Origin of the sequence: Pantoea sp. EA-12 (genome assembly GCF_030053355.1) — a bacterium.
Classification (GTDB): Bacteria; Pseudomonadota; Gammaproteobacteria; order Enterobacterales; family Enterobacteriaceae; genus Pantoea; species Pantoea vagans_C.
In genome coordinates this window covers 330,785-350,966 of the sequence record NZ_JASGBY010000005.1, presented here as the reverse complement: position 1 = coordinate 350,966, position 20,182 = coordinate 330,785, and the positions used below count along the sequence as shown (strand labels likewise).

General features: G+C 55.4%; 15 protein-coding genes and 1 pseudogene. 10 read left to right on the top strand and 6 right to left on the bottom strand.

Going from position 1 to position 20,182, the window contains the following annotated elements:
• The first annotated feature begins 172 nt into the window (after positions 1–172).
• From uxaC to QMZ30_RS10530, 3 genes are read left to right on the top strand one after another with little or no spacing between them, the layout of a single operon-like run.
• Positions 173–1,588, top strand: a complete 1,416-nt coding sequence (gene uxaC, locus QMZ30_RS10540) for a glucuronate isomerase (RefSeq protein ID WP_283227309.1) — start codon at positions 173–175, stop codon at positions 1,586–1,588.
• A gap of 2 nt (positions 1,589–1,590) precedes the next feature.
• Positions 1,591–3,039 carry a tagaturonate reductase gene (locus tag QMZ30_RS10535; protein ID WP_283227325.1) on the top strand — a complete coding sequence of 483 codons (1,449 nt, stop codon included), beginning with the start codon at positions 1,591–1,593 and terminating at the stop codon, positions 3,037–3,039.
• A 4-nt stretch (positions 3,040–3,043) separates the two neighbouring features.
• Positions 3,044–4,534, top strand: coding sequence for a UxaA family hydrolase (locus QMZ30_RS10530; RefSeq protein ID WP_283227308.1), 1,491 nt, complete (start codon positions 3,044–3,046; stop codon positions 4,532–4,534).
• Between the two features lie 362 nt (positions 4,535–4,896).
• Here QMZ30_RS10530 and sstT read toward each other — a convergent pair whose 3' ends face one another.
• The 3 genes from sstT to QMZ30_RS10515 all read right to left on the bottom strand — a co-directional run bounded on the left by sstT (position 4,897) and on the right by QMZ30_RS10515 (position 8,571).
• Entirely contained in the window at positions 4,897–6,129 is a 1,233-nt protein-coding gene (sstT, locus tag QMZ30_RS10525) for a serine/threonine transporter SstT (RefSeq protein ID WP_283227307.1), read from the bottom strand.
• A 228-nt stretch (positions 6,130–6,357) separates the two neighbouring features.
• Positions 6,358–7,329, bottom strand: a complete 972-nt coding sequence (locus QMZ30_RS10520) for a TerC family protein (RefSeq protein ID WP_283227306.1) — start codon at positions 7,327–7,329, stop codon at positions 6,358–6,360.
• Positions 7,330–7,584: 255 nt separating this feature from the next.
• A complete protein-coding gene (locus QMZ30_RS10515; protein ID WP_283227324.1) occupies positions 7,585–8,571 on the bottom strand; it encodes a Gfo/Idh/MocA family protein in 987 nt (328 codons plus the stop codon).
• Between the two features lie 139 nt (positions 8,572–8,710).
• Here QMZ30_RS10515 and QMZ30_RS10510 point away from each other — a divergent pair, with 139 nt between their 5' ends.
• The gene (locus QMZ30_RS10510; RefSeq protein ID WP_039328487.1) at positions 8,711–10,390 is read left to right on the top strand and encodes a chloride channel protein; all 1,680 of its coding nucleotides are present in this window, start codon (positions 8,711–8,713) and stop codon (positions 10,388–10,390) included.
• Here QMZ30_RS10510 and QMZ30_RS10505 read toward each other — a convergent pair.
• Positions 10,387–10,887, bottom strand: a complete 501-nt coding sequence (locus tag QMZ30_RS10505; RefSeq protein WP_283227305.1) for a M48 family metallopeptidase — start codon at positions 10,885–10,887, stop codon at positions 10,387–10,389. The genes QMZ30_RS10510 and QMZ30_RS10505 overlap by 4 nt on opposite strands.
• Positions 10,888–10,968: 81 nt before the next feature.
• On the opposite strand from QMZ30_RS10505, the gene rlmG reads away from it, so the two are divergent.
• Complete coding sequence (gene rlmG / locus QMZ30_RS10500; protein WP_039328489.1) at positions 10,969–12,087, top strand: 23S rRNA (guanine(1835)-N(2))-methyltransferase RlmG; 1,119 nt, start codon at positions 10,969–10,971, stop codon at positions 12,085–12,087.
• Here the strand turns inward: rlmG and QMZ30_RS10495 are convergent, their stop codons facing one another.
• Positions 12,088–14,091 (bottom strand): NADPH-dependent 2,4-dienoyl-CoA reductase, encoded by a 2,004-nt coding sequence (locus QMZ30_RS10495; protein ID WP_283227304.1) that lies wholly within the window; start codon positions 14,089–14,091, stop codon positions 12,088–12,090. It lies immediately after the preceding gene.
• A gap of 471 nt (positions 14,092–14,562) precedes the next feature.
• Between QMZ30_RS10495 and idnD the strand changes: the two genes are divergently transcribed.
• The 3 genes from idnD to QMZ30_RS10480 all read left to right on the top strand — a co-directional run bounded on the left by idnD (position 14,563) and on the right by QMZ30_RS10480 (position 17,767).
• Positions 14,563–15,594, top strand: coding sequence for an L-idonate 5-dehydrogenase (gene idnD, locus QMZ30_RS10490; protein ID WP_283227303.1), 1,032 nt, complete (start codon positions 14,563–14,565; stop codon positions 15,592–15,594).
• 9 nt (positions 15,595–15,603) lie between these two features.
• The gene (gene idnO, locus QMZ30_RS10485) at positions 15,604–16,368 is read left to right on the top strand and encodes a gluconate 5-dehydrogenase (RefSeq protein ID WP_283227302.1); all 765 of its coding nucleotides are present in this window, start codon (positions 15,604–15,606) and stop codon (positions 16,366–16,368) included.
• 79 nt (positions 16,369–16,447) lie between these two features.
• On the top strand, positions 16,448–17,767 hold the full coding sequence (locus QMZ30_RS10480; RefSeq protein ID WP_283227301.1) for a gluconate:H+ symporter: 1,320 nt from the start codon (positions 16,448–16,450) through the stop codon (positions 17,765–17,767).
• A 29-nt stretch (positions 17,768–17,796) separates the two neighbouring features.
• On the opposite strand, the gene QMZ30_RS10475 is transcribed toward QMZ30_RS10480, so the two are convergent.
• Positions 17,797–18,507, bottom strand: coding sequence for a purine nucleoside phosphorylase YfiH/LACC1 family protein (locus tag QMZ30_RS10475; protein ID WP_283227300.1), 711 nt, complete (start codon positions 18,505–18,507; stop codon positions 17,797–17,799).
• Between the two features lie 109 nt (positions 18,508–18,616).
• On the opposite strand from QMZ30_RS10475, the gene QMZ30_RS10470 reads away from it, so the two are divergent.
• Together QMZ30_RS10470 and QMZ30_RS10465 are read left to right on the top strand one after the other, a co-directional pair.
• A complete protein-coding gene (locus QMZ30_RS10470) occupies positions 18,617–19,426 on the top strand; it encodes a 5'-nucleotidase, lipoprotein e(P4) family (protein WP_039328497.1) in 810 nt (269 codons plus the stop codon).
• Between the two features lie 587 nt (positions 19,427–20,013).
• Positions 20,014–20,136 (top strand): annotated as a pseudogene (locus QMZ30_RS10465) (carbonic anhydrase); the annotation flags it as partial.
• Positions 20,137–20,182: the final 46 nt, after the last annotated feature.

The following is a 20,182-nucleotide window of genomic DNA, read 5'->3' as shown; positions in this document are numbered from 1 at the left end:
AAAATCCGCTATAACAGCAGCTTAGTGCATTATTGCTGGCTATTTCGTCCATATACCCACAGTGAAACTGTCATTATTGTGAGATGCATCGCAAACAATTTTGCCGATCTGCAAAATTGGTATGATAACTTTGAGTCAGAAGCCAACAGGCACCAAACATGAGGAAGCAGGTATGTCGCGTTTTATGAGTGAAGATTTTCTCCTCGATAGCGAGTTCGCCCGTCGTCTGTACCATGACTACGCCAAAGACCAGCCGATTTTCGACTATCACTGTCATTTACCCCCGCAGCAGATTGCCGAAAATTATCGCTTCACCAACCTCTATGACATCTGGCTGAAGGGCGATCACTACAAGTGGCGCGCGATGCGTGCCAACGGCGTGCCGGAAGCGCTGTGCACGGGCGCAGCCAGCGATCAGGATAAGTTCAACGCCTGGGCCCGCACGGTGCCGCATACCATTGGGAATCCGCTGTATCACTGGACGCACCTCGAACTGCGTCGTCCGTTTGGTATTACTGATGTGCTGTTGAATGAGCAAAGCGCAGATCGCATCTGGCAGCAGTGCAACGAATTGCTGGCTCAGGATGCCTTTAGCGCGCGCGGCATCATGCAGCAGATGAAGGTGAAAATGGTCGGCACCACCGACGATCCGCTGGACGATCTCCAGCACCACCGCACGCTGGCGAACGATGCCAGTTTCAGCGTGAAAGTGCTGCCGAGCTGGCGTCCAGATAAAGCCTTCAATATTGAACTCGATACTTTCCTGCCGTGGATCCAGCGTCTGGAGCAGGTCACGGATATCAACGTGCTGCGCTTTGACGATCTGCTGCGTGGCCTCAGCCAGCGTCTCGATCATTTTGCCGCACACGGCTGCAAAATCTCCGACCACGCGCTGGATGTGGTGCTGTTTGCCGAAGCGGATGAAAGCACGCTGGATGGCATTCTGGCGCGCCGCCTGCAAGGGACCGCACCAACACCACAGGAAGTCGCGCAATTCAAAACCGCGGTGCTGGTATGGCTGGGCAGCGAATATTCCCGCCGCGGCTGGGCGCAGCAATATCACATCGGTGCGCTGCGTAATGCTAACCAGCGCCAGTTCAACATTCTCGGCCCGGACGTCGGTTTCGATTCCATTAACGATGCGCCGCTGGCGATCCCACTGGCTCGCTTGCTGGATGCGCAGAACCGCAATAACGCGCTGCCAAAAACCATTCTGTATTGCGTCAACCCACGTGATAACGAAGTGCTGGCGACTATGGCGGGCAATTTCCAGGGCGAAGGTGAGCCGGGCAAGATGCAGTTTGGTTCAGCATGGTGGTTCAACGATCAGCTGGATGGTATGCAGCGACAAATGACGCAGCTGGCGCAAATCGGTTTACTGAGCCGCTTCGTCGGCATGCTCACTGACAGCCGCAGCTTCCTCTCCTACACGCGCCATGAGTATTTCCGTCGTCTGCTGTGCCAGATGATTGGCAATTGGGTGGAACGAGGTGAAGCCCCTGCCGACGAAGCGCTCTTGGGGCAGATGGTGCAGAACATCAGCTTTAACAATGCCCGTGATTACTTCGGCATTGAGTTAGGAGCCTGATGATGCAGCGGCTAAACCGTCACGAGTTCCCCGGCGCGCAGTACAGCGAACGCGTTATCCAGTTCGGTGAAGGCAATTTCCTGCGTGCCTTCATTGACTGGCAACTTGACTGGCTCAATCAACATCAGGATACCGATGCGGGCGTGGTGGTGGTGCGGCCGCGCAATCGCGTGGTTGAGGATTCACTGAATCAGCAGGATGGGTTGTACACCACGTTGATCCGTGGCCTGAATGCGGCGGGTGAGCAGGTCAGTGAAACCCGCTTGATCCGCAGCGTGAATCGCGAGATCCAGCCTTATCAGCATTATGACGATTTCCTCGCGCTGGCCCGCGCACCGCAGATGCGCTTTGTGTTTTCCAATACCACCGAAGCGGGTATTGCGTTTGCTGAGCAGGATCGTCTGGAGGATGCGCCCGCCTCCTCCTTCCCTGGCAAATTGACGCAACTGCTGTGGGAACGCTTCACCCACTTTGCCGGTGCCGCAGACAAGGGCTGGCTGATCGTGCCCTGCGAATTAATCGATTATAACGGTGATGCGCTGCGCGATTTGGTGTTGCGCTACATCAAGCACTGGCAGCTTCCCTCCGGGTTTGCACGCTGGGTGCTGGATCACTGCGCGTTTTATAACACGCTGGTGGATCGCATCGTCACCGGTTATCCCGCCGACAGCGCGTCGATATCTGCGCAGTTGGGCTATGAAGATCGCTATCTGGTGGCGGGTGAAGTCTATTACCAGTTTGTGATTCAGGGGCCGGATGCGCTGGCGCAGGAGTTGAAGCTGGATAGCCTGGCGCCAGAAGTGAAGTTTGTCGATGACATCATGCCTTACAAAGCGCAGAAGGTGGCGATCCTCAATGGCGCGCATACCGCCATGGTACCGGTGGCGTTTCAGGCGGGTCTGGAGAGTGTCGGCGAAGCGATGGATGATGCTGCCATTGCTGGCTATGTCGACGCACTGTTGCGCGATGAGGTGATCCCGACGCTGGATCTGCCACGTGATGAACTCCACGCCTTTGCCGATGCCGTGCAGCGCCGCTTCCGCAATCCGTTTATCCGCCACGCGCTGCTCTCGATTGCGCTCAATGGCATGACCAAGTTCCGCACTCGTTTGCTGCCGCCGCTGTTGCTGTCACAGCAGCAAACCGGCCAATGGCCCACGCACCTGACCTTCGCGTTTGCCGCGCTGTTGGCGTTTTATCGTGGCGAACAGGGTGAGCAGCACTGGCCTTTACAGGATGACGATCACTGGTTGCAGCAGTTCGCTGAGCTGTGGCCTGCCGTAAACCAAAACAAAATGACCCCAGAACAGCTGGTGCAGACCGTGCTGAGCAACAGCCAACACTGGGGCGAAGATCTGACTCAGCGGCCCGGATTCGTGGCCGCCATCAGCCAACACCTGCAAAACATCATCGTCCACGGGATGCGGACGGCGTTGAACCAACTGAGATAACGCTATGCAAAATGCGATAAAAATACATTCACGCGACAACGTGGCGGTGGCGCTGCGGGATTTAGCGGCGGACACCCAGGTTGAAATCGATCATCAGGTCATCGCGCTGAAGCAGGAAGTGGGGCGCGGCCATAAGTTCGCGCTGACACCGCTGGCAACCGATGCGTTGGTGATCAAATACGGTTTGCCGATTGCGCATGCTACGCGCCCGATTGCTGCGGGGGAAATCATTCACTCCAGCAACGCGCGCACCAATCTGAGCGATCTGGATGAATACGCGTATCAGCCCGAATTCCTCACGATCCCGCCCCAGGCCGGTGACCGTGAGGTGCAGATTTACCGGCGCGCCAGTGGCGAGGTGGGGATCCGCAATGAGCTATGGATTCTGCCAACTGTTGGCTGCGTGAACGGTATCGCCCGGCAAATCCTGTCGCGCTTCATGAAAGAGACCAACGAAGCGCAAGGGATTGATGGCGTGCATCTGTTTAGCCACCCGTTTGGCTGTTCACAACTGGGGCAGGACCATGAGAACACACGCACCATGCTGCAAAACATGGTGCGTCATCCGAATGCTGGCGCAGTGCTGGTGATTGGCCTGGGCTGCGAGAACAATCAGGTGGATGTGTTCCGCGATACCCTCGGTGGTTTTGACAGCGACCGCGTGCAGTTTATGGAGTGCCAGAAGCAGGACGATGAAGTCGAAGCCGGATTAGAGCGGCTGCACGCGCTGTATAACGTGATGCGCGAAGATCAGCGCCAGCCGGGCAAACTCAGCGAACTGAAGTTTGGTCTGGAGTGTGGTGGTTCCGACGGTTTCTCCGGCATCACGGCTAACCCGATGTTGGGCTGTTTCTCCGATCAAATGATTGCCAACGGCGGCACCACAGTGTTGACCGAAGTACCGGAGATGTTCGGCGCAGAGCGCATTCTGATGAGCCGTTGCCGGGATGAGGCCACCTTCGACAAAACCGTGGCGATGATTAACGACTTCAAGCGCTACTTTATCGATCACCAGCAGCCGATTTATGAGAACCCGTCGCCAGGGAACAAAGCGGGCGGCATCACCACGCTGGAAGAAAAGTCCCTTGGCTGTACGCAGAAAGCGGGCCAGAGCCAGGTGGTGGACGTGCTGAAATATGGGGAGCGTCTCAACACGCCGGGCCTGAATCTGTTGAGTGCGCCGGGGAATGATGCGGTTGCCACCAGTGCCTTGGCCGGTGCGGGCTGTCATATGGTGCTGTTCACTACGGGTCGCGGCACGCCTTACGGTGGCTTTGTGCCCACGGTGAAGATCGCGACCAACACCCAGTTGGCAGAGAAAAAGCCGCACTGGATTGATTTTAACGCCGGACGGTTGATTGATGGCATGAGCATGACGGAGATGTTGGCCGACTTCGTCGATATGATTGTGGCGATTGCTAATGGGAAACCAGCGCGTAACGAAGCCAATGATTTCCGCGAGTTAGCGATATTTAAGAGTGGAGTGACGCTGTAGATTCCCCGGTGCGCATGAATGCGCAAACCGGGCACACAGGTAACACTTTTTGCTCGTTGCTGTAGGTATCGTTCACGGCCCCATAAAGGCCAGCCCGATCGCAAAGGAATCACGCATCCATGCAGATCGGCCGCCGCTCCCGGCGGCGGACGCTTTGCTCTTCGGGCTGGCCTTCACGGGGCTTTTAGCATGATCATTGCTGTGGCCAGTGATGGCATCAATATTCTCACCAACCTATAACTGTTTACCCATGTGCCCGTTTGTACCTGAATGCGCACCCCACAAAATCGCACCTATCCATTGTAAGGTCGCCAATCATGGCGACCAAAATACGCTCAGGAGGCAGGAAGCGATTTTACAAATTATGCAGTACTCGGTTCCCGCTCTGCCTCTGCCTGACACACCGCCGCAGTAAACAGAATGTCGGTTGAGGAGTTCAGCGCGGTCTCAGCAGAATCCTGCAACACGCTGATAATAAAGCCGATGGCCACTACCTGCATCGCCAGATCATTAGGGATGCCAAACATGTTGCAGGCCACCGGGATCAGCAGAAGAGAACCGCCCGCCACACCGGACGCGCCGCAGGCACAAATTGATGCCACAAAACTCAGCAGAATCGCGGTGGGAACATCCACAGCAATCCCTAAGGTGTGCACCGCCGCCAGGGTCAACACTGTAATGGTGGTAGACGCGCCCGCCATACTGATGGTCGCGCCGAGAGGAATCGAGACGGAATAGGTGTCTTCGTCCAGGTTCAGACGTTTGGCGATGGCCATGTTAACCGGAATGTTGGCGGCAGAGCTGCGGGTGAAGAAGGCGGTCACGCCACTTTCACGGATGCAGGTAAACACCAGCGGATAGGGATTACGGCGCAGCTTTTGAAATACCAGCATCGGGTTGACGATCAGCGCCATGATGGCCATGCATCCCAGCAACAGCGCCAGCAGTGTGGCGTACTCCTGCAGGGCCTCGAAGCCGGTTGAGGCCAAAATCGAGGCCACCAAACCGAAAATCCCCAATGGCGCACAGCGAATTACACAGCGCACCACCCATGTCGCCGCATGTGAGGCATCATTGAGAAACGCCTTGCTGCTTGGGCTGGCATGACGAAATGCCAAACCGAGCCCGATGGCCCACACCAGAATACCGATGTAGTTAGCGTTCATTAACGCTTCAATCGGGTTAGCCACCATGCTCATCAATAAACCATGCAGCACTTCGGTGATGCCAGACGGCGGGGAAATCTCGGTCGCTCCCACTTTCATGGAGAGGGTTTGCGGGAACAGATGGCTCATGCTCACGGCGACCACCGCCGCAAAGAAGGTGCTGAGCAGATAGAGCATCACGATCGGTCGAATATTGGTTTTCTGACCCTGCTGGTGATTGGCAATCGAAGAGATGACCAGCACCAGCACCAGCAACGGTGCTACAGCCTTCAACGCGCGAACAAAGAGTTCACCCAACAGGCCCACCGCCAATGCGGCATCATGCGAGAACCACGCCAGCGCCACACCGGCAACCAGGCCAATCATGATTTGTTTTACCAGGCTTCCTGCGAACAGCGCGCCCAGACGTCCAATAAAGTTGTTTTGCATAGTTCGGTCTTTTTATAGCGGTATGAATGTTGTGCGCGGTTCCTCCGCGCCTAACGGTTTGCCCGGCGGAGTATAAGGAAAAGTCTTGGTGATAAAAGAGATAATTCTGTACTAAACGCTCAGGTTGGTTTTTTGATCTGCTGGTGTAGGACGATGTTGCAGAGTTATGAAAGGGAAAGATTACAAGAGACAAAACAAAGCAGGGGCGATAACCGCCCCTGCAGAGAATTATGGCGAGATCTGCTTCTGGTCGTTTCTGTGGTTAACCCAGGCGTTAATCAGCAGTGTACCGCCCAGAATCACTCCCACCACCGTCAGTGAGACACCAACCGGGATATGATAGAACTCGACAATCAGCATCTTGATACCGATAAACACCAGCACTATCGCCAGGCCATATTTCAGCATCGAGAAACGTTCCGCCACGTTCGCCAACAGGAAGTACATCGCACGCAGGCCGAGGATTGCGAACAGGTTTGAGGTCAACACGATAAAGGGATCGGTGGTGACCGCGAAAATCGCCGGGATGCTATCAACCGCGAAAATCACATCGCTCAATTCCACCATAATCAGCACCAGCAGCAGCGGAGTGGCAAACAGCACGCCGTTTTTGCGGGTGAAGAATTTCTCTCCTTCCAGGTTATCGGTCATGCGCAGATGTTTACGCAGCCAACGCACCACCGGTTTATCGCCTACCGCCGCATCATCGCCATCTTTTGCAAAGGCCATTTTGAGGCCGGTGAACAGCAGGAAAGCACCGAAGATGTACAGTATCCAGCTAAACTGCGTGACCAGATAACTGCCCGCGAAGATCATGATGGTACGCAGCACAATCGCGCCCAGTACGCCGTAGATCAAGACGCGACGTTGTAGCTGCGCCGGAATCGCAAAGTAGCTAAACAGCATCAGCCACACAAAGACGTTATCCACCGCCAGCGCTTTTTCCAGCACGTAGCCGGTCAGGAAAGCCAGGGTTTGTGCGGTTGCCACTTCACGTCCCGCGGTGCCTTCGAGATACCACCAGAACGCCGCGCTGAAGAGTAGGGAGATGGAGATCCAAACCAGAGACCAGATAGCCGCCTGTTTGAATGACATGGTTTGAGCGCCGCGACGTCCCTGTAAGAAGAGATCAATCGCCAGCATGATGAGCACAACAACAGCGAAGCTGCCCCAGAGTAGTGGTGTGCCTACAGAGTGCATAGTCGTATCCTGTCGGAAAATAAAAAACGGCTAAGTCAGAAGACGTTAGCCGCTTTTATTAAGCTGCAAGCAAACCTCGCCTTCCGGCAAGGTCTCACTTACAACTCAGAATTCGATTCCGGGTTGCCTGACGACCGGATGCGTTAAGCATCGTAATGACGATCAATCAGCTTACAAGTTACTCCCCTTTGCAGCGCTCAACATACGTCCAACCGCAGGAAGATACAATGGGGGAGTGGAAATATTTTGCAATATTTACTGATTAACCTGGTCCGCCGGGAACACCACGCCGGTCTGACGACGGATTTCCGTCAGCAGTTTTGCCGTGATACGTGAGGTTTCCAGGGCTGGATGTTCAACCTGATGTTGTTCAACCAGACGGGCAAAGGTCTCGGCTTCATACAGCATAGTATTAGTATGCTGGGGCTGCGTCAGCGTCTGGCTCTCACCGCCGCGCGGGATAAATCGCAGTTGCTGGCACTCAGAGATTTTCTCAATCACCAGCGAACCGGCCTCACCCTGAATTTCGCTGGGGATCAGGGAGTCGCTGACTTTAGAATGCAGCAAAGTGACGTCAAAATCCCCGTAGCCCAGCACCACTACGCCGTGTGCATCCACGCCGCTTTCCAGCAGTGAAGCCTGCGCCTGTACCTTTTGTGGCTCGCCAAATAGGGTCACCGCCGCGGCCAGACAGTAGAATCCGATATCCATGATCGAACCATTCGACCAGCGTGGATTAAAGGTGTTCGGGTTTTCACCGTCGAGATAACGCTGATAACGTGATGAATATTGGCAATAATTGATCAATGCTTTACGCAGCTTGCCGAGTTGCGGCAGGGTTTGCTGCAGTTGCAGGAAAGTGGGCAAGCTGGCGGTTTTAAAGGCTTCAAACAGCACCACCTGATGCTGGCGCGCGCAGGCGATCATCGCTTCGGCTTCACGCAGGTTTGAGGCCATCGGCTTTTCACAAATCACGTGTTTGCCGTGCGACATAAACAGCATCGCCTGTTCAGCATGCAGCGCATTCGGGCTGGCGATGTAGACCGCGTCAATCTCCGGGCTGGCTGCCAGCGCATCAAGCGACGTGAAAGTGAGTTTGCAGGGATAATCGGCGATAAAGGCATCAGCCTGGGCTTGCTGACGCGAATAGACGCCGCTTAACTTCATTTTGCCGGTCTCGTGCGCGGCGTCGATAAACTGGCGGGTTATCCAGTTGGTTCCCACAATGGCAAAACGAATCACGGTTAGCTCTCCTGCAACAGTAAAGCGGCAGAGTAGCATGTTCAGCGGGAAGGTCGTCAGACGAAATTTGATCATGCGATCCGCATTCCAATATGATGATGCGGCACAATTTTCTTAACCAGCAAACGGGGACGCGTGGGTGAGTGGAAGTAAACATGCATTGAACTGGACCACGCTGTTAATCGCTATCCCCGTGGGATTTGTCGCCTCGCTGGTGACGCTCGCCTTTCGCGGCGTGATTGATCTCATCAACCGTCTGCTGTTTAACAGCGACAGCGAAATCACCGTGGCGATGCACGTTTGGCCGTGGATCTTCTGGCCGTTGCTGGTGGGCGCGGGCGGGGTACTGGCGGGCTATTTCCTGCGTTTTGCCGTGGCGATCGAGAAACAGGAAACGGTCAAAACCGATTACCTCGAAGTGATCAACGCCCGTCTGGATGCGGTGCCGACCAAAACCTCCTTGTTCCGTGCGCTGTCATCAATTGCCAGTATCGGCAGCGGCGCCTCGATCGGTAAAGAGGGGCCGATGGTGCAGCTGTCGGCGCTGAGCGGCAGTCTGATCGGCCGCTGGTTTCCGCAGATGCGCAACAGCGATATCGTGGCGATGGCCGCGGCGGCTGGGCTCTCTTCGGTGTATCACGCTCCCTTAGCGTCCGCGATCTTCGTGGCTGAAATTGCCTTCGGTATCTCAGCCTTACAACGGCTGATCCCGTTGATTGTCGCGTCGGCGGTGGCGGTGATGACCATGTGGTCATTGGGTTTCCGCAGCGCGCTTTATCCACTCTCCGAAGCGCTATTCCAGATGGATATCAGCAGCTTGCTGATGACCATCCTGATTGGCCTGGTGGCGGGGGGCGCGGGCTGGCTACTGATTAAGTTGATTGCACGCAGTAAAGCGCAGTTTGCTCGTATCTCATCTCTGCCCGCACGCCTGGGGTTAGGCGGTTTAGCGGTGGGTTTTTTGGCGCTGATCTCCACGGATATCTTGGGCAATGGCTACGAAGTGATCGTGAAAATCATTGATGGTCACTATGTGCTGGCGGGATTGGTGGGCCTCTTGGTGCTGAAAACCCTGGCGACCACACTGTCGGTGGGATCGAACGCGGTGGGCGGGCTGTTTACCCCTTCTTTACTGATAGGCGCGTTGCTGGGCGTGGCACTGGCGCAGATTGGCGTAGTGCTGCATATACCGGTGGGTAACACCTTGCTGTATGCGGCGATTGGCATGGCGGCGGTGCTGGCAGCAGTCAGTCAGGCACCGTTGATGGCGATGTTGATGGTGCTGGAAATGACGCTCAACAGCAGCCTGCTGTTCCCAATCATGATTGCCTCGGTGCTGGCCTCCATGGTGGTGTACCGGCTGCAATCCGCCAGCACCTATCCGGTGGTGAGCAATCACTTTAGTCGTTCAGAAGCCAAATTCGACTTCGATAATATGCGCGTGGATCAGCTGATCATCCCCGGCGCGGCGCTGCAACCGGAAGAGTCAGTGGGGCAGGCGCTGGCGGTGAGTTCGCTCAAACGTGAACGCTATGTCTACGTGATCAACAGCGTTGGGCAGTTCCTTGGCGTGGTGTCGATTCACGATATCTCCCGCAAAGTGCTGACGCAGGAGATCACCCTGGATTCGCCGGTTAGCAGTGTGATGGACGATAACTTTCCGTGTATTTATCAGAATCAGAGTATGCGGGAAGGCTGGGAGGCATTTGCCCGGGTGACGCTGGAGCGCTTGCCGGTGCTAAACAACCCGCAGGAGCGCCGTTTTATGGGCGCCCTGACCAAAACCAGTTTGATACAGAAGGCGCAGGAGTTTCTTTAAGCCGCGTTGCCGCGCATCGCCTGGTCTGTCATCCACAGGCGAGCATCAAACTCCAGCTGGTGATAATCCGGTTCCATATGGCAGCAGAGTTGGTAAAACGCTTTATCGTGCTCTTTCTCTTTCAGGTGCGCGAGTTCGTGCACCACGATCATGCGCAGAAAAGGTTCCGGCGCCAGGCGGAAGAAGGTGGAGATGCGAATCTCGGCTTTGGCCTTTAGATTGCCACCCTGCACGCGTGAAATGGCCGTGTGCAGGCCAAGCGCATGTTTCATCACCTTGATTTTGTTATCCCAAATCACTTTGCTCACTGGCGGCGCGCTGCGCATATAGCGGCTTTTCATCGCCTGGGTGTAATCGTAAAGTGCCCGATCGCTGACTATATCGTGGGTATCGGGATAACGTTCCTGCAAAAAGCTGCCTAATCGCTGATTATCAATCAGCAACTGCACCTGTTCGAGGATGTTTTCAGGGTAACCCTGCAGATAGATTAATGACATTGGGATTCCCGACGAAAGACAGTATACTGCGCCCCCTTTTTAGGGCGAAAATCGCGCAAAGTGTACCACGCCGGAGATTCCATGAGCCAATTTGAACTGACCGATCGCACGCTGACGTTGCAGCGCTTCCCGCCAATGCGTGAAGAAAGCCCGTTACAGGCGTGGGATTCCGCCGATGAATACCTGTTGCAGCAAGCCCTGCCAGAAGGACCGGTGTTGGTGTTCAACGACAACTTTGGCGCCTTGACCTGTGGATTAGGCAACCGTGAAGTCTGGCACGTGAGCGATTCCTGGCTCAGCCAGATGGCGGCGAAACAGAACCTGCGTCTGAATGAGATGGATGAAGATCAGGTGCACTTTATCGATAGCCTGGCACCACTGCCGGCCGCGCCTGCCGCCGTATTGATCAAAATCCCGAAAGCACTGGCGCTGTTAGAGCATCAACTGCGTGCGCTGCGCAAAGTGGTCACGCCTGATACGCTAATCATCGGCGCGGCAAAAGCCAAAGACATTCATAATTCCACGCAACAGCTGTTTGACCGCATCCTCGGTGAGAGCAAAACGTCACTGGCGTGGAAGAAGGCCCGTCTGATTTACTGCACCTTCACGGAACCGAAATTGCCGGAGGTATCAGACACAACGGTTTGGCCGCTGGATGATTCGTCTTACCAGATCCATAACCACGCCAACGTCTTCTCACGCGGTTCGCTGGATGTCGGCGCACGCTTCTTTATGCAGCATCTGCCGTCGGATATTGAGGGCGAAATCCTCGATCTGGGCTGCGGTAACGGCGTGATTGGTTTACTGGCGCTGGAGCAGAACCCGAATGCTGAGGTGCTGTTCTATGACGAATCCTACATGGCGGTGGCGTCCAGCCAGCTCAATGTGGAAGTGAACCGTCCGCAGGATCTGGCGCGCTGCCAGTTCCGCGTTAACAACGTGCTGAGTGGGTTCCCGTCGGATCGGCTGCACGCCGTGCTGTGTAATCCACCGTTCCACCAGCAGCACGCGGTGACCGATCATCTGGCCTGGCAAATGCTGCGTGATGCCAAACGTTGCCTGCAATATGGCGGCGAATTGCGCATTGTTGGCAACCGCCACCTCGGTTATCACGTCAAAATGAAAAAGCTGTTTGGTAACTGTGAGCTGGTGGCGTCCAATGCCAAATTTGTGGTGCTGCGCTCGGTTAAACTGCGTTAATCACACACTGAGCGCCAGTTCAGTCGCCTGAGCGATGGCGCGGCGAGCATCCAGCTCCTGCGCCACATCCGCGCCACCAATCAGCCGCACTGCTTTACCGCGTGCGGTCAATTCATCCGCCAACTGGCGCATCGGTTCCTGACCGGCACAAATCACTACATTATCCACTGCCAGCGTGATCGCCTCGCCTTGATGGCGCAGATGCAGTCCTTCATCATCAATCTTCAGATATTCCACATCGCCCCACAGCTGCACCCCGTGTGCCTGCAAACTGGCGCGGTGGATCCAGCCAGTGGTTTTTGCCAGTCCAGCACCAGGTTTACCCGACTTACGCTGCAACAGCCAGATTTGCCGATCGGCTGCCAGCGGCTGCGGGCGCACTAATCCGCCGCGCGCCTGCATGCTGCGATCGATGCCCCAGCTTTGATAGAAGTCTTCATGTTCATTTCGATGCAGTAAAAACTCGGCGGTATCGAAACCAATGCCGCCGGCACCAATGATCGCCACGCGCTGTCCCACCGGTTTTTTATCGCGGATCACCTCGAGATAGCTGAGCACGCTGGGGTGATCGATGCCGGGAATGCTCAACTGGCGTGGCGTAATACCGGTGGCAATCACCACTTCATCGGCGCTTTCCAGTTCATCTGCACAGACACGATGCTGCGTATGGATCGCCACGCCTGCGGCTTCCAACTGATGGCGGAAATAGCGCAGCGTTTCACTGAACTCCTGTTTGCCGGGGATCTGCCGGGCGATATTAAACTGACCGCCGATCTGCGCATCGGCCTCATACAGCGTGACCTGATGCCCACGCTGTGCCGCCTGCAGCGCAAATGCCATGCCTGCGGGGCCAGCGCCTACTACCGCAATCTGTTTGCGATGCTGCGTAGGCACAATCGGCATCAACGTTTCATGGCAGGCGCGAGGATTGACCAGGCAAGAGGTGACCTTGCCGACAAAAATCTGGTCGAGGCAGGCTTGGTTACAGGCGATGCAGGTATTGATGGCATCGGGCTGCCCGGCTTGTGCTTTGCGCACAAAGGCCGCATCGGCGAGGAAGGGGCGGGCCATCGATACCATATCGGCGACGCCATCGCGCAGTAGCGTTTCCGCCACCTGTGGATGATTGATGCGGTTGGTGGCGATAACCGGTACCGACACGGCTTCACGTAAGTGCTGTGTCACCCAGGCGAATCCAGCGCGCGGCACGCAGGTGGCGATGGTGGGAATGCGCGCTTCATGCCAACCAATGCCGCTGTTAAACAGCGTCACGCCGCGCTGTTCCAGCATTTTTGCCAGCGTCAGCGTCTCTTCCAGCGAGCTGCCGTTATTTACCAGGTCGAGCATCGACAGGCGGAAGATAATAATAAACTCGTTACCCACTGCTTCACGTACCGCCTGGGTCACCGCCAGCGCAAAGTGCCGACGCCGCACGACATCGCCACCCCAGTGATCATCGCGATGGTTGGTGCGCGCGACCAAAAACTGATTAATCAGATAGCCTTCCGAGCCCATGATCTCCACGCCGTCATAACCGGCCTGCTGAGCTAAGCGGGCGCAGTGCGCGAAGTCAGCAATGGTTTGCTGAATCTCCGCATCGCTGAGTTCACGCGGGGTAAAGGGGTTAATCGGGGCCTGTAACGCCGAAGGCGCCACAAGATCGCGCTGATAGCTGTAGCGTCCGGTATGAAGAATTTGCAGGGCAATTTTACCGCCTTGCGCATGCACCGCATCGGTGAGCGTGCGGTGCCAGTCGCACTGGCTTTCCTGGTTAAGAACGGCTCCCCCTTGCGCACCCACCCCTTGCGGATTTGGCGCGATGCCGCCCGTCACGATCAGTGCCACGCCTTCACGCGCCCGCTCGGCATAAAACGCCGCCAGGCGCTCAGCACCATCGGCATGCTCTTCCAGTCCGGTGTGCATTGAGCCCATCAAAAAACGGTTCTTCAGTTGGGTAAATCCCAGATCAAGCGGGGTAAACAAGTGGGCGTAATGCTCAGTCATGATCACAGTCTCAGAAAGTGGTCGGATGAGTGAACTGTAGCGGGAAAAGGGCGGGATGGAAATTCGTGGCGTTCAGGCTGTGAGAAACCTCAAAAAAAGCAGGGCGGCAAGTCGCTAGCGAAAGGTTCGGACTCCTTCGCCAGGCACGGGAAGAAACCTGCGCGCCCTGAAAGAACATGAAGATGCGGGCTAATGAATTAGCTCTTTGGTTATGACTCCTGTCAGATTCAATCTAAACAACATTCCCAGGTGAGGGTGTGGCGATAATGGCATATTCATTCCCGCTTAATCCCCCAGACCGTTCTTGGTTTTCGCCAGTAAAAAGTGATCCAGGTTCCATCTTCAGCACGAGTAGTTCACGTTCCAGGTAACACCTTTTTCGTAACATGATTTTGAGTGATCTGGTTCACAGTTTTGTCGTGCGGATCCCGTTGTTATGGCGCCATTGCAATAGCACCAAATGGGGAAATCATGAATATCGAAACACAATCCTGCGTGATCACCGGTAAAAAACAGGTCAGCGTCGCGCAGCAGCAGGTGAAGTGGGAGGGTAAAGGCACGCTGGTGCGGGTTACGCGCGGAGGCATCTGCGGTTCTGATCTGCACTACTATCAGGAAGGTAAGGTCGGCAATTTTGAAGTCAAAATGCCGATGATCCTCGGCCATGAAGTTATCGGTCAGGTGGTCGAGAGTGATGATCCTAACCTCAAGCCGGATCAGAAAGTGGCGGTCAACCCGTCCAAACCCTGTGGCGAGTGCAAATACTGCCAGCGCGATCAGGAAAACCAGTGCACCTCCATGCGCTTCTTCGGCAGCGCCATGTACGTACCGCACGTGGATGGCGGTTTCACCCAATACAAAGTGGTGGACAGCAAGCAGTGTGTTCCCTTCCCACAGGACGCCGATGAAACAGTGATGGTGTTTGCCGAGCCGCTGGCGGTGTGCATTCATGCTACGCATCAGGCGGGCGATCTCACCGGCAAGCACGTGTTTATCTCTGGCGTGGGGCCGATTGGCTGCTTGATTGCCGCCGCCGCCAAAGCGCGTGGTGCCGCTTCAGTGGTGTGCAGCGATATCAGTGAGCGTTCACTGAGCATGGCATTGCAGATGGGCGCGAGCGAGGTGATCCACGCCGCCGACGGAGATTTCACGCCGTATCTGGCGGATAAAGGCTATTTCGATGTGGCGTTTGAAGCGTCTGGCCACCCGTCTTCGCTGCAACGCTGTCTGGATGTGGTGTGTGCCAAAGGCACGCTTGTGCAGGTCGGCATGGGCGGCACCATCCCGAACTTCCCAATTATGGCGCTGATTGCCAAAGAGATTCAGCTGGTTGGATCTTTCCGCTTCACGCACGAGTTCAACACCGCCGTGGAGTGGCTGGCGACCGGCGTAGTGCAACCGCTGCCGTTGTTCAGCGGTGAATACGATTTGCAGGACATCGATGCAGCATTGCAGTTTGCCGGGGACAAAACCCGTGCAGCGAAAGTTCAGTTAACCTTTTAAGGAGCAGTGATGAGTCAGTTATTTTCCCTCGAAGGCAAACGTGTATTGCTCACCGGTTCTGCGCGCGGCATCGGCTTTCTGCTGGCACGGGGTTTAGGTGAAGCCGGCGCGGAAGTGATTATTAACGCCACCACCGCTGAGGGCGCAGAGAAGGGCGCCGCAAAATTACGCGAGCTGGGCCTGCGCGCGCACGCCAAAGCCTTTGATGTGACGCAGTCTGCCCAGGTGCAACAAGCGGTGGATGAGATTGAAGCGGAGTGGGGGCCGATCGATATTCTGGTCAACAATGCCGGCATTCAGCGTCGTCGTCCATTCCTGGAATTCCCAGAGCAGGACTGGAATGACGTGATTGCCGTTAACCAGACCGCGGTGTTTTTGGTGTCACAAACCGTGGCGAAGAAAATGGTCGATCGTCAACGCGGCAAGATCATCAATATTGGTTCGATGCAGAGCGAGCTGGGCCGCGACACTATCACGCCTTATGCTGCCTCAAAAGGGGCGGTGACCATGTTGACGCGCGGCATGTGCGTCGAGCTGGCACGTCATAACATCCAGGTGAACGCTATCGCACCGGGCTACTTCGTCACTGAAATGACGCAGGCGCTGGCCGACGATCCTGCCTTCACCGGCTGGCTTACCAAACGCACTCCAGCTGCTCGTTGGGGTAAACCGGAAGAGCTGATTGGTGCGGCTGTGTTCCTCGCTTCTGGTGCCTCTGATTTCGTGAATGGTCATCTGCTGTTTGTTGATGGTGGTATGCGCGTCGCCGTGTAATGCCATGGCGCGGCTGGCATTATTGCCGGGCCGCGCCTAAACCTTAATCACCCCTCTGTATTTCTAAGGATAATAAAAAATGCCAATAACCATTATTGTGCTGGGTGTGATACTGCTGCTGGTGTTAATGATTGTTTTCAAGGTTAACGGCTTCATTGCGTTGGTGTTTGTCTCAGCTGTGGTCGGGATTGCCGAAGGCATGACACCGCTTAACGTGATGGCCTCGATCCAGAAAGGTATCGGTTCAACGCTCGGCGGATTAGCGATGATCCTCGGCTTCGGTGCCATGCTCGGGCGGCTGGTATCGGATACCGGTGCGGCACAGCGTGTTGCCACCACCCTGATTGCGGCTTTTGGTAAGGAACGGCTGCAATGGGCGTTGGTGGTCACCGGCTTGATCGTCGGCCTGGCGATGTTCTACGAAGTGGGCTTCGTGTTGCTGCTGCCGCTGGTGTTCACCATCGTCGCCGCGGCCGGTTTGCCCCTGCTGTACGTCGGCGTACCGATGGTGGCTGCGCTCTCCGTGACGCACTGCTTCCTGCCGCCGCATCCCGGTCCAACTGCCATCGCCACCATCTTTGGTGCGAATCTCGGCACTACCTTGCTGTACGGCATGATCATCACCATTCCTACGGTGATCGTGGCTGGGCCGATCTTCTCGAAATTCCTCAAGAGCTTTGAGAAGTCGCCGCCGGAAGGGTTGTACAACCCGAAAATCTTCAGTGAAGATGAGATGCCAGGCTTCGGTATCAGTATTTTTGCGGCGGTGATCCCAGTGGTGCTGATGGCGATTGCCGCCGTGTTTGAGCTGACCACGCCAAAAGAGAACCCGCTGCGTCAGTTCTTTGAGTTCATCGGCAACCCAGCGGTGGCGCTGTTTATCGCGGTGGTGATTGCGGTGCTGACGTTGGGCCTGCGCAATGGACGCAAGATGGAAGAGGTGATGGATATGTGCGGCGAGTCGATTGCCGCCATCGCCATGATCGTGTTCATCATTGCTGGCGGCGGTGCCTTTAAGCAGGTGCTGGTGGACAGCGGCGTCGGTAACTACATTGCCGACATGATGAAAGGATCGTCGCTCTCTCCGCTGTTGATGTGCTGGACCGTGGCCGCCATGCTGCGTATCGCACTGGGATCGGCGACGGTGGCCGCGATCACCACGGCGGGGATCGTCACGCCGATCATTGCTGCGACCCATGCCGATCCGGCATTGATGGTGCTGGCGGTGGGATCGGGCAGTGTGATCGCCTCACACGTTAACGATCCGGGTTTCTGGTTGTTCAAGGGTTACTTCAACCTCAGCGTGGTGGAAACCCTGAAAACCTGGACAGTGATGGAGACGCTGATCTCCATCCTCGGCCTGGCGGGTGTGCTGGCACTCAACGCCATCATCCACTGAGGTCACGGCTTCACAGGGACGTGAAGCCATCAATCCCGGCGGCGAATCCACGAAAAACGTGACTGGAAGCCGCTGTCAAAATGGGTGTTGAAGCGATAGCTCGATCCCGACTCTGCCATGCAATAGGTGCACACATTCAGCAGCTCAATGTGTTGCGCCGCCATACCGCGCTGTAACAACAATCCCCGCGCCAGATGCGGCAAATCAAACCAGACACCCTGATGATGCGCGCGGGCCTGCGGACGGATCGCCGCGCTATTTTGCGGTTGCTGGCTGGCCCATTTTAATTTAGGTAAATCATCACGCTGCTGCATCTCTGCCACTAAATCCTTACCCAACTCATAGCAGCATGGCCCAATCGCCGGGCCAATGGCGACACGCAGCGTGTCAGGGCGAGCGCCGCGCGCCAGCAGGCCATCAATCGCGCTGTTCAGCACGCCTGCCAGCGTCCCTTTTAGCCCTGCGTGCACCGCCGCAACCAGATGGTGCTGGGTATCGGCAAACAGCACCGGCAGGCAGTCTGCGGTATAGACCGCCACGGGCAGGTGATCGTCACCGATTACGCCATCTGATTCACAGCTTTTCGGCGGCTGATTCTGCGTCGCCAGCACCACGGTGGCGGTATGGCGCTGCTGGCCATAAGCCGCATCGGTGGGCACCGGTTGGCCCGCAGGCTGAAAGGCATAATCAACCCATGGCAGAGCATCAAGCAGGGTTGAGCGCGGTCCGGCATGTGACATAAGTGTCTCCTTTGACTGGGCGGCAGCTTTCTTCTGCCCACAGCTTACGTTAACTGCTACATTTTTAAAGCTTTACACAAACTGACCATAATCACTTAAGGATGAAATGATGAAAAACACCACGTTGCTGGCGGCGTCCGGCATGCTTGCGCTGCTGCTGACAGGATGCGCACAACCCGCCAAACAGCAGGCTCAGCAGCAACTCAGCCAGCAATCGGTATTGGCGGTGAACTGGTTCCAGCAGTCTGGGGAATATCAGGCGTTAAGCTGGCAGGCATTCAACAGCGCCCGTATGGCATTTGATGCCGCCCCTTCGCTGGCGGGCAAGCCTAAAGCGGTGATCGTCGATCTGGATGAAACCATGATCGATAACAGCGCCTACAGCGCATGGCAGGCGAAAAACGGTCAGCCGTTCTCCGGTAAAACCTGGTCCGCCTGGACTCAGGCGCGTCAGGCCACTGCGGTGCCGGGCGCAGTAGAGTTTGCCAACTACGTGAACAGCCATGGTGGCACCATGTTCTACGTCTCCAACCGCGACCAAAAGGATTACGCGGCGACAGTGGATAACCTCAACAAGCTGGGCTTCAGCGGCGTCAGCGACCAAACCGTGCGCCTCAGCACCGGGAACTCCAACAAACAGGATCGTTTTGATGCCATCAAAAATGCCGGCTACAACGTGGTGCTGTATGTGGGCGATAACCTGAATGACTTCGGCGGTGGAACCTGGCATCAGGGCAATGCGCAACGCCAGCAGTTCGTTAGCCTTAATCATCAGCGTTTTGGCACCCAGTTTATCGTGCTGCCTAATCCACTGTACGGTGACTGGGAAAGCGGCATGGCGGAAAACTACAATAAGCTGACGCCGGAACAGCAGCTTCAGGTCCGTGAAGCTCGCCTGAAAGCGTGGAACGGTAAATAATTCGTCAAGCGAAATAGCGCCTCTCTGGCAGGCGCTATTAATCCTTCATTCAGGACCAGTCATATTTACTTTTCTTCGTCATTATTATTACCCTCATTATTTTCCTGATATCTTGCTTTGTTGTTGGTAGTATTTTAGAGAAAAATGCCGCTAATTTAATATTCGTCCGGTGAATCACGCTAATCATAAATTTTATAATTAAGATTTTTCTCACCCCAAAATGTTTATATCACCATACCAGTGCATAGGCATAAAGAGAGTGCGTGTATATTTTTGTCATTTCATTTGAAATGAATGATTTAAATCTCGTCTTAATTGATTGATATTTATTTAATATGCTGATTCTCAAGTCAACTCTCTCGCTTGCACTAAATTACGTTCGAATGACATTTTTTGACGTTAATTTTACAGAACGTGTTGTTTTATGGCGCGTGGAAATATTCAGCATGCAACACCAAGCATTAGCAGCTATAAACAATTTCTGTGAAGGATCGCGGATTTTGCCTTTCACCGCCTGTCCTTGCGGCTTTTAAACTCCTGTGGCTCAGCCTGAAAATCCTATTTCTGGCAGTAGAGAAAAGATAATTATGACGATACTAAAACCCTTATTAGCGAAAAATTGCAGCGGGGCATTACAGCGCCTTGAGCGTAATCCAGATTATTTTGCGCAGTATCTGCATCAGCACAAACCACATTTGTTGTGGATCGGTCCGCTGAAACAGCTGGCCCAGCCATTTGCCGAGGGACCTGTGCCAT